Annotated in this window: 11 protein-coding genes; 9 read left to right on the forward strand and 2 right to left on the reverse strand. The window is 67.8% G+C overall.

What is annotated here, in order from left to right; all coding sequences use genetic code 11:
- The first annotated feature begins 82 nt into the window (after positions 1-82).
- From ABZW60_RS33520 to ABZW60_RS33530, 3 genes are all read left to right on the forward strand, one after another.
- Positions 83-2,992, forward strand: coding sequence for a vitamin B12-dependent ribonucleotide reductase (locus ABZW60_RS33520; protein WP_355483740.1), 2,910 nt, complete (start codon positions 83-85; stop codon positions 2,990-2,992).
- A 223-nt stretch (positions 2,993-3,215) separates the two neighbouring features.
- Positions 3,216-4,847: a LuxR C-terminal-related transcriptional regulator gene (locus ABZW60_RS33525; RefSeq protein WP_355483742.1), complete on the forward strand. Its 1,632-nt coding sequence runs from the start codon at positions 3,216-3,218 to the stop codon at positions 4,845-4,847.
- 60 nt (positions 4,848-4,907) lie between these two features.
- Positions 4,908-5,981: a methyltransferase domain-containing protein gene (locus tag ABZW60_RS33530; RefSeq protein ID WP_355483744.1), complete on the forward strand. Its 1,074-nt coding sequence runs from the start codon at positions 4,908-4,910 to the stop codon at positions 5,979-5,981.
- Here the strand turns inward: ABZW60_RS33530 and ABZW60_RS33535 are convergent.
- Positions 5,978-6,802 (reverse strand): aldo/keto reductase, encoded by an 825-nt coding sequence (locus tag ABZW60_RS33535; RefSeq protein WP_355483746.1) that lies wholly within the window; start codon positions 6,800-6,802, stop codon positions 5,978-5,980. The two genes, ABZW60_RS33530 and ABZW60_RS33535, sit on opposite strands and share 4 nt — an antisense overlap.
- A 199-nt stretch (positions 6,803-7,001) precedes the next feature.
- On the opposite strand from ABZW60_RS33535, the gene ABZW60_RS33540 reads away from it, so the two are divergent.
- Together ABZW60_RS33540 and ABZW60_RS33545 are read left to right on the forward strand one after the other, a co-directional pair.
- Positions 7,002-7,631, forward strand: coding sequence for a hypothetical protein (locus ABZW60_RS33540; RefSeq protein ID WP_355483748.1), 630 nt, complete (start codon positions 7,002-7,004; stop codon positions 7,629-7,631).
- Between the two features lie 102 nt (positions 7,632-7,733).
- Positions 7,734-9,095, forward strand: a complete 1,362-nt coding sequence (locus tag ABZW60_RS33545) for a hypothetical protein (protein ID WP_355483749.1) — start codon at positions 7,734-7,736, stop codon at positions 9,093-9,095.
- Between the two features lie 59 nt (positions 9,096-9,154).
- Here ABZW60_RS33545 and ABZW60_RS33550 read toward each other — a convergent pair whose 3' ends face one another.
- Complete coding sequence (locus ABZW60_RS33550) at positions 9,155-9,448, reverse strand: hypothetical protein (protein WP_355483751.1); 294 nt, start codon at positions 9,446-9,448, stop codon at positions 9,155-9,157.
- A 140-nt stretch (positions 9,449-9,588) separates the two neighbouring features.
- Here ABZW60_RS33550 and ABZW60_RS33555 point away from each other — a divergent pair, with 140 nt between their 5' ends.
- The 4 genes from ABZW60_RS33555 to ABZW60_RS33570 all read left to right on the forward strand — a co-directional run bounded on the left by ABZW60_RS33555 (position 9,589) and on the right by ABZW60_RS33570 (position 11,890).
- Positions 9,589-9,942 (forward strand): XRE family transcriptional regulator, encoded by a 354-nt coding sequence (locus ABZW60_RS33555; RefSeq protein WP_355483753.1) that lies wholly within the window; start codon positions 9,589-9,591, stop codon positions 9,940-9,942.
- Positions 9,943-9,993: 51 nt separating this feature from the next.
- Positions 9,994-10,197, forward strand: coding sequence for a KTSC domain-containing protein (locus ABZW60_RS33560; RefSeq protein WP_355483755.1), 204 nt, complete (start codon positions 9,994-9,996; stop codon positions 10,195-10,197).
- A 74-nt stretch (positions 10,198-10,271) separates the two neighbouring features.
- A complete protein-coding gene (locus tag ABZW60_RS33565; RefSeq protein WP_355483757.1) occupies positions 10,272-10,499 on the forward strand; it encodes a hypothetical protein in 228 nt (75 codons plus the stop codon).
- Positions 10,500-10,576: 77 nt separating this feature from the next.
- Positions 10,577-11,890 carry a serine hydrolase domain-containing protein gene (locus ABZW60_RS33570; protein ID WP_355483759.1) on the forward strand — a complete coding sequence of 438 codons (1,314 nt, stop codon included), beginning with the start codon at positions 10,577-10,579 and terminating at the stop codon, positions 11,888-11,890.
- The last annotated feature ends 836 nt before the right edge of the window (positions 11,891-12,726 follow it).

Consider the following 12,726-nt stretch of genomic DNA (forward strand, 5'->3'; position numbering starts at 1 on the left):
TCCACATGTAGTGGCGTCGCGCAGTACTCCAACGGGGCGGTCCCGACAGACCGCGGCAGTAGACACAGGGCGAGGAGCAACCATGACAGAGACGGTGACCGGCCACTCGGGGTCGACCAAGCGGTCGGCGGCCGGGTTCCGCGGGCGGAAGAACGCGCCCGCGGGACTCACCATCGAGCGAGTCTTCAGCACCGAAGGCGTGCACCCGTACGACGAGGTGACGTGGGAGCGTCGCGACGTCGTGCAGCAGAACTGGAAGACGGGTGAGACGGTCTTCGAGCAGCGCGGGGTGGAGTTCCCCGACTTCTGGAGCGTGAACGCCTCCACCATCGTCACCACGAAGTACTTCCGCGGCGCGGTCAGCCACGACAACCGCGAGTGGAGCCTCAAGCAGCTGCTCGACCGGGTCGTGAAGACCTACCGCAAGGCCGGCGAGGAGCACGGCTACTTCACCACGCCCGCCGATGCCGAGGTCTTCGAGCAGGAGCTCACCTGGCTGCTGCTGCACCAGTACTTCAGCTTCAACTCGCCGGTCTGGTTCAACGTCGGGACGTCCTCGCCGCAGCAGGTGTCGGCCTGCTTCATCCTCGCCGTGGACGACTCGATGGAGTCGATCCTGAACTGGTACAAGGAAGAGGGCCTGATCTTCAAGGGCGGCTCGGGCGCCGGCCTGAACCTGTCCCGGATCCGCTCCTCGAAGGAGCTGCTGCAGTCCTCCGGCGGGACCGCGTCCGGCCCGGTGAGCTTCATGCGCGGCGCGGACGCGTCGGCCGGCACCATCAAGTCCGGCGGCGCCACCCGGCGCGCGGCGAAGATGGTCGTGCTGGACGTCGACCACCCCGACATCGAGGAGTTCGTCGACACCAAGATGCGCGAGGAGGAGAAGATCCGCATCCTGCGGGACGCGGGCTTCGACATGGACCTCGGCGGTCGCGACATCACCTCCGTGCAGTACCAGAACGCGAACAACTCGGTCCGGGTCTCGGACGAGTTCATGCGCGCGGTCGAGGAGAAGGGCGAGTTCGGGCTGCGCGCGCGGCTCGACAACTCGGTGATCGAGACCGTCGACGCGCGGACGCTGTTCGACAAGATCTCGCAGGCCGCGTGGGCCTGCGCCGACCCGGGCCTGCAGTACGACGACACGATCAACGACTGGCACACCACGCCGGAGACGGGCCGGATCACCGCGTCCAACCCCTGCTCGGAGTACATGCACCTGGACAACTCGTCCTGCAACCTCGCCTCGCTGAACCTGATGAAGTTCCTCCGCGACGACGACCTGTTCGACTCGGAGAAGTTCGTCAAGGCCGTCGAGCTGATCATCACCGCGATGGACATCTCGATCTGCTTCGCGGACTTCCCGACCGAGGCGATCGGCGTCACCACCCGCGCGTACCGGCAGCTCGGCATCGGCTACGCCAACCTCGGTGCGTTGCTGATGGCAACGGGTCACGCGTACGACTCCGACGGCGGCCGCGCGCTGGCCGGCGCCATCACCTCGCTGATGACCGGTACGTCGTACAAGCGCTCCGCCGAGCTCGCCGGCATCGTCGGCGCCTACGACGGCTTCGAGCGGAACAAGGACGCGCACACCCGGGTGATGCGCAAGCACGCCGCGGCCAACGACGCGATCCGCACCATGCACGAGATCGACAAGGACGTCCAGAAGCACGCCACCGCGGCGTGGGAGGGCGTGCTGAAGATCGGCACGAAGAACGGCTGGCGCAACGCGCAGGCCTCGGTGCTCGCGCCGACCGGCACCATCGGCTTCATGATGGACTGCGACACGACCGGTATCGAGCCGGACTTCTCGCTGGTCAAGTTCAAGAAGCTGGTCGGCGGCGGCTCGATGCAGATCGTCAACACCACGGTCCCGCGGGCGCTGCGCCAGTACGGCTACACCGAGGAGACGATCGAGGCGATCGTCGAGTTCATCTCGGAGCACGGCCACGTCGTGGACGCGCCGGGCCTGAAGCCGGAGCACTACGAGATCTTCGACACCGCGATGGGTGAGCGGGCCATCAAGCCGATGGGCCACGTGCGGATGATGGCGGCGGCGCAGCCGTTCCTGTCCGGCGCGATCTCGAAGACGGTGAACCTGCCGGAGACCGCGACGGTCGAGGAGATCGCCGACGTCTACTTCCAGGGCTGGAAGCTCGGCCTGAAGGCGCTCGCGGTGTACCGCGACAACTGCAAGGTCGGTCAGCCGCTGGCGGACGCGAAGGCGAAGAAGGCTTCGGAGGCCGTTGCCGCCGAGGCTGCCGTCGCGGAGAAGATCGTCGAGAAGATCATCGAGTACCGGCCGACCCGCAAGCGCCTGCCGAAGTCGCGGCCGTCGCGGACCACGTCGTTCACCGTCGGCGGCGCCGAGGGCTACATGACCGCCGGCTCCTACCCGGACGACGGCCTCGGCGAGGTCTTCCTGAAGATGGGCAAGCAGGGTTCGACGCTCGCCGGTGTGATGGACGCCTTCTCGATCGCGATCTCTATCGCGCTGCAGCACGGTGTGCCGCTGGAGACCTACGTCCAGAAGTTCACCAACCTGAAGTTCGAGCCGGCCGGTCTGACCGACGACCCGGACGTCCGGATGGCGCAGTCGATCATGGACTACATCTTCCGCCGCCTCGCGCTGGACTACCTGCCGTTCGACGAGCGGGCCGCGCTGGGCATCTACTCCGCGGAGGAGCGGTCCCGGCAGCTCGACACCGGTTCGTACGAGCCGGTTCCGGTCGAGGTGTCCGAGGCCGAGTCGCTGAAGACGGTCGAGCCGGCCGCCGAGCTCACGGAGCACGCCGATGCTCCCGCGAAGCCGGCCGACGCGGCAGCCGCCAAGCCGGTCAAGGGCGAGGCGCACACCACCGCCGAGATGCTGGAGCTGATCACCGGCACCTCCGTGGACGCCCCGCTCTGCTTCACCTGCGGCACCAAGATGCGCCCGAGCGGCTCCTGCTACGTCTGCGAGGGCTGCGGCAGCACCTCCGGCTGCAGCTGATCCACCCGGCCGGAACCGCTCCACCGGCTGGAGCTGATCCACCGGCTGGAGCTGCTCCGGGCGCTGGAGCTGATCCACCGGCCGGAGTTGCTCCGGGCGCTGGAGCTGATCCACCGGCCGGAGTTGATCCAGCGGTCGGTCCGGCCGGCCACCAGCTGAAAGCGCCACGGCCCCGGGAACTTCCCACTTCCCCCGGGGGCCGCAGCGCGTCTACCGTCGAGCTGTGGAGGGGATCGACGGTCTCCTCGCAGCCGGGGAGCAGGCGCTCGGCACCGGGGACTGGGTCGCGGCTCGGGCCGCGTTCGGCGAGGCGGTCGGGATCTCGGCAACGGCTCGGGGTCTGGCCGGACTGGGGGACGCCCACTGGTGGCTCGGCGACGTCGGCACGGCGTTCTCCTGCTGGAAACAGGCCTACGCGCAATTCCGCCGTACCGATCCCGCGCAGGCCGTGTTCACGGCCATCGGCCTGAGCCTCCTGTACGACGCCAACTTCGGTGACCGTGCCGCGGCGCGAGGCTGGGCCGCGCGGGCGGTGCGGGTCTCGTCGGAGGTCGGCGATCCGGTCGTGACTGCCTGGGCGTCGCTCGCCCGGGCAGGGTGTACCGACGACGCATCGCAGGTCGCTGCGTCGTCCGAGGCGGCGTACGACATCGCGGTCGAAGCGGGAGACCACGATCTGGAGCTGTGTGCCTTGAGTTTGTGGGGCTCGGCGCTGATCAACCGGGGACACGTGCTCGAGGGCACGGAACTGCTCGACGAAGCGCTGGCGGGCGCGCTGGGCGGTGAGGGGACCCGGCCGGACACGGTGGTCTTCACCAGCTGTCTGCTGATGCGGTCCTGCGTACGCGGCGCCGATTTCCTGCGCGTCGTGCAGTGGACGCGGTCGCTCGACGGCTTCATCGACCGGTACGGCTGCCCGTACCTGCACGCAACGTGCCGGGCGTCGTACGGCGCTGTTCTGGCCTGCACCGGTGACTGGCCGCGGGCAGAGACCGAACTGTCCGCGGCAGCGGAGTTGGCCCGGGACGCGTTGCCCACTGTGCAGGCCGAGGCGGCAGCATTCCTGGCTGACCTTCGTTTGGCGCAGGGGCGCTTGGCTGAGGCTCGGCGACTTCTCACCGGGTTCGAGGATCGCTCCGTCGTAGTGCCTGTGCTTGCTGCCGTTCACCTGGCCGGCGGTGAGGCCGCGGTGGCGATTTCGCTGATTCAACGCCGGCTTGATCGGTCGATGCCGTTGGAGGAGGCTCGGCTGCGGGAGGTGCTCGGTCAGGCCTGCCTGACGACCGGTGACAGGGCTGGAGCCGCTGCGGAGGCTGCTCGGCTGAGTGCGCTCGGGTCGAAGACTGACAGCGGCCTGATCGCTGCTCGCGGCGCGCGGTTGTGTGGGCAGACCCTGTTGGCGGAGGGGCGGCATCGCGAGGCAGTGCTGCGGCTTTCGGCGGCGCAGACCTGGTTCGGCTTGCTGGAGATGCCGCTCGAGGTCGCGCGCACCCGGATGATCCTGGCCGCCGCGATGGCTCCCGACGAGCCTGCGGCTGCCGTGGCGGAGGCCCGGATGGCTTTGGCGGTGTTCGAGGACCTCGGCGCGGCGGCCGACGCCGATGCCGCGGCGGCCTGGCTCCGAGCAGCCGGGGCTGGTGCAGCCCGCCTCGGACCGCGTGGCGTCGGGTTGCTGACCAAGCGCGAGTACGACGTACTGACCGTGCTCGCGGAAGGGCTGCCGAATCCGGAGATCGCGGCCCGGCTGTACATCAGCCGCCGCACCGTCGAGCACCACGTGGCGAGCATCCTGTCCAAGCTCGGCGTACGGAACCGGACCGAAGCCGCCGCCTACGTGACCCGGGTGAGCGAATAGGCGAGATCGCCGATGCTCGGGGTCTCTCCCGGCGCGATGCTGACGTTGGGAGGTAGGACCATGACCGAGGCATTGCTGGACCCCGCACGCGTCGAGACCTTCGGTGCGCGGATGGGTGAGGTACTGAACGAGGGGATGCTCGCCCTGCTGATGAGCATCGGGCACCAGGTCGGGCTTTTCGACACGGTGGCAGAGTTGCCTCCGGCAACAAGTCCGGAGATCGCCGGCACCACTGGGCTCGACGAGCGCTACGTGCGTGAATGGCTGGGCGCGATGACGGTCGCCGGAGTGATCGAGTACGACGCCGGTCGCCGGACTTATTGGTTGCCGCGTGAGCACGCCGCCTTCCTGACCCGCTCGGCGGGGCCGCAGAACCTTGCGGGCGCGACGCAGTTCATGGTGCTGCTGGCGGGTGTCGAGTCGCGGCTCGTCGAGTGCTTCCGTCGCGGCGGAGGTGTTCCGTACGTGGAGTTCACCGAGTTCCACCGGCTGATGGCCGAGGACAGCGGCGCCGTGTTCGACGCCGCGCTGCTGGACACGGTTCTCCCTTTGATAGCTGGGCTTCCGGGTCGGTTGGCGGAGGGCATCGACGTCGCGGACATCGGTTGTGGGAGCGGGCACGCCATCAATCTGATCGCGTCTGCCTATCCGCGCAGCCGGTGCGTCGGCTACGACTTCTCGTCCGAAGCCGTTGCCGCGGGGCGGGCAGAGGCAGCCGCGCTGGGACTGGCGAACGCGGAGTTCGTCGTCCGGGACGCGGCCGCGCTGGGGGAGTACGAACGGTTCGATCTGATCACCGCCTTCGACGCGATCCACGACCAGGCGCACCCGGCCGACGTACTGGCCGGCATCGCGGCGGCGCTGCGCCCGGGCGGGGTGTTCCTGATGGTCGAAATCGCAGCATCGAGCAACCTCGAGGACAACGTCGACCACCCGTTCGCCACGTTCTTGTACGGCGTCTCGACGATGCACTGCATGACTGTGTCGCTGTCGCTCGGCGGCGACGGCCTCGGCACTGTGTGGGGCCGGCAGAAGGCCCTGGACATGTTGACCGACGCCGGCTTCGTGTCCACCACAGTGACCCAGGTCGACGACGACGCCTTCAATGCCTACTACATCGCACGAAAGGCTTAGTGGCCCGAGTGGTCCGAATCGGCCGGCGCCCGGCCGGTGCCGTCGAGAGCCGCGAGTGAGGCCAGCTCCGCGTCGGTGAGGTCGAAGTCGAAGACCGCGAGGTTCTGAGCGAGGCGTTCGCGGTCGGCCGATTTCGGGATGGGGACGACGTTCTGCTGGGTCTCCCAACGCAGCACGACCTGGCCGGGGGAGCGGACGTGGCGCTTCGCGATCTCCTGCACGGTCGGGTGGCTCAGCAGGTCCGTGCCCTTGCCGAGCGGGCTCCAGGCCTCGGTCACGATGCCGTGGCGGGCGTGGAACTCCCGCTCGGCCGGCTTCGCCCATACCGGGCTCAGCTGGACCTGGTTCACCTCTGGCGCGCCGCCGGTCTCGTCGATCAGCCGCTGCAGGTGTGCCGGCTTGAAGTTCGACGTACCGATCGCGCGCACCAGACCAGCCTCGCGGAGCGCGATGAGTCCCTGCCACGCCTCGACGTACCGGTCCTGCTGAGGGTTGGGCCAGTGGATAAGCAGGAGGTCCAGGTACTCGACGCCGAGCTTCTCCGCGCTCGCCTCGAACGCCTGGCGCGGGCCGTCGACGCTGTGCCAGCGCTTGTTGAACTTCGACGTCACGAACACCTCGTCGCGCGGGGCGTTCTTCAGCGCCTGGCCGACGCCGACCTCGTTGCGGTAGTTCTCCGCGGTGTCGATCAGGCGATACCCGAGCTCGAGCGCCGTGCCGACCGCCCGCTCGGCGTCCGCGTCGTTCATCGGCGACGTTCCGAGCCCGACCCGCGGCATCGCGGTCCTGTGACTCAGCGTGACTGTCGGAACTTGACTCATCGGCTTCCTCCTTCGGCGTACGCGCCCGGCCCACGATAGGCCGATCACGGTCCGCACCTGTTTCCGCGGTCTTCGATCCCGCCGTACGGCGTACGGTTCGAGCGGCCCGTCTCAGCTCCGAGGCACCCCCGCGCGAACTGTCGGATCTGTGGTTCATCATGGTGCGACGGGCGGCGAAAAGCGTTGGAGGGGTGGGCTTATGAAGAACCGGCTGATCACTCTGGTGGATCTGGGGCTGGACAGTTCGTTCGACGCGTCGATGTCCTTCGTGCAGGGCATCACCGGCAACATCAACGCCGGCTGGGACCGCCCGTATCTCGACGTCAACTTCGTCCGGACCCGGGACCACGAGACCGCCTTCTCGGCCCTCACCACCCCCTCGACCGTCCTGCACGTGATGGCACACGGTGACCACAGCGAGGAGCCGTCGTTCCTGTCCACCGACGGCGAGACCCAGGTGTCGCTGCGGTCGCTCGCCGACTGGTTCCTCGACCACCAGTGGGGCATTGCCAGCGGCGTCGTCATCGCTGACGGCTGCAAAACCGGCATCGGCAAGTGGCAGCGCGCCATCCGTGACTGCATCCAGGACGACATCACCTACATCGGCACGAGCACGGTCATCGGCTGGTATGAAGCCACGGTCTTCTGCTCGGCCTTCTACGGCGCCCTGGTCCGCAACCGAGGCCTCGGCCGCACCCCCGCCGAGCAGGGCTGGGACGCCGCCAGCCGGGCCATCCGTGCCTACGAGACCCTCACCGACCAGCGCTGCCCCTACAAGCCGGTCCTCCTGACTCCGTCCCGCCAGGCGCTCCGCTCCCTCACCGGCTGACCGACACGCAGAGCAATCGCCACGCTCCGCACCCCATGGGAAACTTTCTGTGGACTTGGTCGACCTGCTGACGTCCGCCCGACGCGGTGAAGGAACGGCGCCATGAAGCTCCATCGGAATTCCCTCCTCACCGCTGCGGCGATCGTGCTGGTCCTGTACGTCGTGTCGCTGATCGCCGGGCTGCCGGCCTGGGCGGCAATCGTGCTGATCGTGGTGCTGCTGGTGTTGCTGGCCGTCGTGTGGAAGCAGCCCGACGAGCCCCGTCCGGTGGTCACGAAGCCCGCGCCCGCGCCGCATGTCGTCCTCCCTGACCCGGAGCCGGTTTTCTCCGGGCCGCCGTCCAGGACGATCGCCGACGTGCGGTTGCCGTCGGCCTCCCCGGACTTCCAGTTCAGCTTCTCGGCGATCGTGCAGTGGTCGACGGTGCTGTCGGGTTCGCGCCATGCGGATCTCGGTGCGGTCGCGGTCGATGCTTTGCTGGACCGGGCCAGGTCGCTCACCACCCGGCAGCAGGTGACCGAGGAGTCCCTCAACCAGCACCGCCTGGCCGCGCTCCTCGGCGAGCCCGCGCTGGACGAGAAGGGCTTGGTCCGGAGCTGGGCGACCGAGGTGAGACTTCGGCTGCCGGACGCGGATCAGAAGCACCTTCAGCACCTCGCCGCGCTCCACCGGCGGGAGCAGACAACGCTGCTCGAACGCCGGATGGAGCAGGACAAACGTGCCTACCTGAAGGACGACGTTTTCGCCACGCCGGGCTCGGCTGCGGTCTGGTGGATGGTGAACCACCCTGGCGAGGTCGAGACCGCCCTCGGCCTCCTCGACACCCTTGCCGAACTGTCGGCCGCGGCGAACGACCTCCCGGCGCGACGAGTCGCCGCCGAAAAGATCGAACGCCAACGGCCGACCCGCGCCGAACTCGCCTTCAGCACGGCAATCGAGGACCTGACCACCCCCGACGACCACAGCCCTCAACCGACCCACGCCGAAACCGCCCCAACCCAGGAGCGCCCGGCACCGGTCGACAACGGAACCACACCGAGCCAGGCCACGACCACGCCGAGCCAGGGCCGCACGGCCCCGCCGGACGAGGACGGAACCGCGCCGACTCGGGACCGTACGCCTTCCGGCCAGGGCGGAATGGCATCGGGCGAGGACGGAGTCGCGGAGGGCCAGGGTGGCGCGGCGGGCGAGTCCGAGCAGCGGCCGGTCCGACGGCACGGCCGTCACGAGGCCCGTCCCGCCACGTCCGGCCAGCACAGTCCCGCGGCCGGCCAGAACGGCTCGGCAACCGGCCAGAACGGCTCGGCGACCGAACAGAACCGCTCGGCGGTCGAGCAGAGCGGCTCGGCGGCCCGACAGAACCGCTCGGCGGTTGAGCAGAACGGCTCGGTGGCCCGACAGAGCGGCTCGGCAACTGAGCAGCCGGCGGAGGTGGCGTACCGGGAGGAGTTCTTCACCGAGTAGGCCGGTGAAGCGGGCCGTCTGCAGGGTGGGCCCGCCCCACCGGGGTCGACCGCGCATGCCTACTCGTCCAGCCAGCGGATCACGGTCGCTCCGTTGTGACCGTGAATGGTGAGCAGCGCCTCGATCCCGTCCTGCCACACGGTCGTGGTCGGGTAGTTCCCGCCCCAGCGCAGCGCGACCGTGCCGTCGCTCCACTCGATTCCCTCCGCGACAACGCCCGTCCCACTCACGCCGGAGACGTCGCGGTGGCGGACCAGCTCGAAGCGGCGTGGTCCGGACGTGTGTGCGACGCGCAGATGACGCTGTCTGGTGGTGCGCAGCAGCGTCGCGGTTCTCCCGCTGATCTCGTCCATGAGGCAAGTCAACGCGTGGTCACGCGTCCCCACCAGGAACTCAACCGGTATCCACAGCGCACAAATTCTGCCCACCGGCGGTGACCGAAACGCCATATTCTCATTGCAAGGAGTGACCGACCTGCAAGGAAGGAGCACGGATGACAGTCATCGAGGAATGGACCGGCCGGCATGCGCACGCCTTGCGTACGGCGCTGCGGCTGACGAACGAAGCGTTCGCGGAGCAGCTGGGGATATCGCCGCGCACGCTCACGAAGTGGCGCGAGAGACCGGAGGTCGTGCCGAGTCCCTATCTCCAGGAGGCGCTCGACACCTACCTCAAGAAGGCGCCTCCCGACGCTCATGTCCGGTTCGCGGCCAATCTCGGCCTGGATCGGGCCGGCGGGGCGATCGACAACGCCGTGCTGACCGAGCTCAACACGGCGCTCGGCGACCTGACCCGCGCCCTGGCGCGCCTCCAGGCACACGACCCGGAGCGATCTGCCTCGCCGTGACCGCAGGGGCAGGCAGACTGGGCGGCTGAGCGCGTGCGGAAGGAGCTGCGGATGAGGCGACGCCCGGTGAACTCGTCGAGTGTGCGATCGGTCGGATGGTCCGACGGGACGCTCGAGCTCGAATACGTCAACGGCTACATCTACCAGTACTTGGACGTTCCGCAGCCGGAGTTCGCGGCGTTGATGGCCGCGCCGAGCATCGGCACGTACGTCAACAAACACATCAAGCCGTACTACGACGTGCGCGAAATCTGAGTTTCCGGCCGGTTTCCGGCGGGCACCGGTGGGGGCGTTCACACGGGGGTGTGCGCCCAACCCTGGAGGTGAACATGCGCACTCGTAGGTCCACTACGACTGGTTCCCGCGCCGTTGCGATCGTTGTTGTGGTCTGGCTGCTGATCGGTTTCGCCGCCGCCGCGCAACGCAACTACTTCGCCGGCTCCGACGCGACCTGTGCCCGAGTCGGCACCACGCTGGTGACGATCGTCGCCGGCCCGCTCAACTACATCGGCGCCAACCCGAAGATCGACTGCTCGGCGCCGCAGCCGTCGCGATAATCGACGGCCGCGAGCCCGGTCCGCCGTACTGTCGCTGCGGGGGTTTCTGACGACGGAAACCGAAGAGGGGCAGGGACATGCTGCGCGGTGGAATCGAAGCCGATCTGGACGAGTTCGGCGTACCGGGTGCGAGCTGGGTCGTGTTCGACGACGGTGAGGTCACTGAAACTGGGGAAGCCGGCGTCGCCGACGTGTCGGGTGGTGGACCTGTCACGCCGGCGACGCTGTTCCAGGCGGCTTCGATCAGCAAGCCGATCGCCGTCCTGGCGATGCTCCGATTGGTCGATCGCGGTCTCCTGGACCTCGACGAGGATGTGAACCGCAAGCTGACGTCCTGGCAGGTGCCACCGGTCGGCCAGTGGCAGCCCGCGGTCACACTTCGTCAGTTGGCGAGCCACAGCGCCGGTCTGACCGTTTCCGGCTTCCCGGGATACGCGCGGGATGCTGCATTGCCGACGACAGCGCAGATCCTCGACGGCGTGCGACCGGCCACCAACATCGGCGTACGCGTCGATCTCGTGCCGGGAACGCAGTTCCGGTACTCCGGGGGCGGCACCATGGCCCTCCAGCAACTGTTGGAGGACGTGACGGGTACGCCGTTCCGTGAGCTCATGCAGGAGTTGGTGCTGCAGCCGCTCGGCATGTCCGACAGCGACTACGCGCAACCGCTTCCACCAGAGCTCCACCCGAGAGCCGCTACTGGGCATGACGACGCGGGCAGCGCGCTGGACGGTAGGTGGGATATCTATCCGCAGCTCGCCGCGGCAGGACTCTGGACGACGCCGGCCGACCTCGCGAAGTTCGCGCTGGGAGTGCAGCGTGCGTATGCCGGCGTGGACAACGCGGTGCTCTCGGTCGAGATGGCGACAGAGATGCTGACCCCACAGATCGCGGCGACCTCACGCATCGGTGGGCTCAACCACTTGGGTCTCGGCCTCTTCGTGGACGATTCAGGCGGCCGCTACGGGCACAGCGGCGGCAATGCAGGGTTCTGCTGCCACATGCTGGCGTACCGCGACACTCGGCAGGGTGCTGTGGTGATGACTAACGGAGACGCGGGGATGTGGGTCGTACTGCGCGCGTTCGCCGCCATTGCGTCCGCGTACGGATGGCGCGGGTACCCGGATGAGGTCGAGCACCCAGATCTACCGACCGATGAGCAGCTCGAGGCGCTGGCCGGGCCGTACTCGCTGCAGAGCGGGATGACCTTCGAGGTGAAGCCGGCGGCGAGAGGCCTGGAGGTGCGATTCGACGGGCAGCCACCGTTGCAGTTCAGAGGGCTGTCCGCGGAGCGCTTCGCCGGGGACGGCATCGACGCGCAGCTCGAGGTCAGGGATGGCGGGCTGGTCCTCCACCAAGGCGGTGCGGAGTTTCCCTGCGTCCGGGAATAGGTCGTGGGGGAGGTCGGTTACACCTGATGCCGTCCGGAACATGACCCCGGGCCTCAACCTAAGCCGCTACGAGCGGCCACTCGCCGAGAGGCGTCTGCTGGGCGGTGCGGTACGTGACAGGTGGGAGCCGACCAGGCTCCCACCTTGTCGTCTCCCACGAAAAGGACTTGTGTGGGTGCGGCATCATGGAAGTGTCGCTCGCGGAGACGCGTGCGAGTGGAGTGACCAGAGGGACTAGCTACTGGTTCCCTCGACGCCGGGCGACGGTGTCGAGGGCAGGCGCTGGGAGGCTCGGACGAGAGTCCGGGACCCGATTTGCATCTGCGCCGCGAATGTCAGTAGTGTTCTTCTCGTTGGAGCGAGGCGCGGGACGCGAAAGCGGCCGGCCCTCCGACAAACTCCCTGAAGGTCTCGGAAACTGAAACGCGCCCCGGCGGGTTTCAGGCACTGGGGCGTGCGGGGGGGACTGGGTCGAAAAGAGCCGATTTGACCGGCTGGAATCGGGTCAGTAAAGTTGGGCGAGTTGCCCCGGGGCTTCGAGCGAAAGTGCGAAGCGCGGTGTGCGTCCGATTCTTGAGAACTCAACAGCGTGCCGAAAGTCAATGCCGAAAGATGCATTAACCCCGTACACAGGCATTGGATGACTCTCCTACCCCTGGTCTCTTCGAGATTTTGGGTGATGGGTTGTCTGTTGTTCTGTGTCGGATTCCTTTGAAATTATTACGGATGACAAGCCAGTTTAATGGTTTTGTTTCTGATTCAAAGGATCGCTTTTCGATTGTCGACTCTCCAGTTTCGGCTGGTTTGTCATATTTTTCAACGGAGAGTTTGATCCT

It is taken from the genome of Kribbella sp. NPDC003557, from assembly GCF_040610805.1.
GTDB lineage: Bacteria > Actinomycetota > Actinomycetes > Propionibacteriales > Kribbellaceae > Kribbella.

Bases quoted from the DNA above. Each gene is read 5' to 3' on its own strand.
- ABZW60_RS33520 (WP_355483740.1), top strand. From the start codon at position 83: ATGACAGAGACGGTGACCGGCCACTCGGGGTCGACCAAGCGGTCGGCG.
- ABZW60_RS33570 (WP_355483759.1), top strand. From the start codon at position 10,577: ATGCTGCGCGGTGGAATCGAAGCCGATCTGGACGAGTTCGGCGTACCG.
- ABZW60_RS33545 (WP_355483749.1), top strand. From the start codon at position 7,734: ATGAAGCTCCATCGGAATTCCCTCCTCACCGCTGCGGCGATCGTGCTG.
- ABZW60_RS33535 (WP_355483746.1), bottom strand. From the start codon at position 6,802: ATGAGTCAAGTTCCGACAGTCACGCTGAGTCACAGGACCGCGATGCCG.
- ABZW60_RS33540 (WP_355483748.1), top strand. From the start codon at position 7,002: ATGAAGAACCGGCTGATCACTCTGGTGGATCTGGGGCTGGACAGTTCG.
- ABZW60_RS33555 (WP_355483753.1), top strand. From the start codon at position 9,589: ATGACAGTCATCGAGGAATGGACCGGCCGGCATGCGCACGCCTTGCGT.
- ABZW60_RS33530 (WP_355483744.1), top strand. From the start codon at position 4,908: ATGACCGAGGCATTGCTGGACCCCGCACGCGTCGAGACCTTCGGTGCG.
- ABZW60_RS33560 (WP_355483755.1), top strand. From the start codon at position 9,994: ATGAGGCGACGCCCGGTGAACTCGTCGAGTGTGCGATCGGTCGGATGG.
- ABZW60_RS33565 (WP_355483757.1), top strand. From the start codon at position 10,272: ATGCGCACTCGTAGGTCCACTACGACTGGTTCCCGCGCCGTTGCGATC.
- ABZW60_RS33550 (WP_355483751.1), bottom strand. From the start codon at position 9,448: ATGGACGAGATCAGCGGGAGAACCGCGACGCTGCTGCGCACCACCAGA.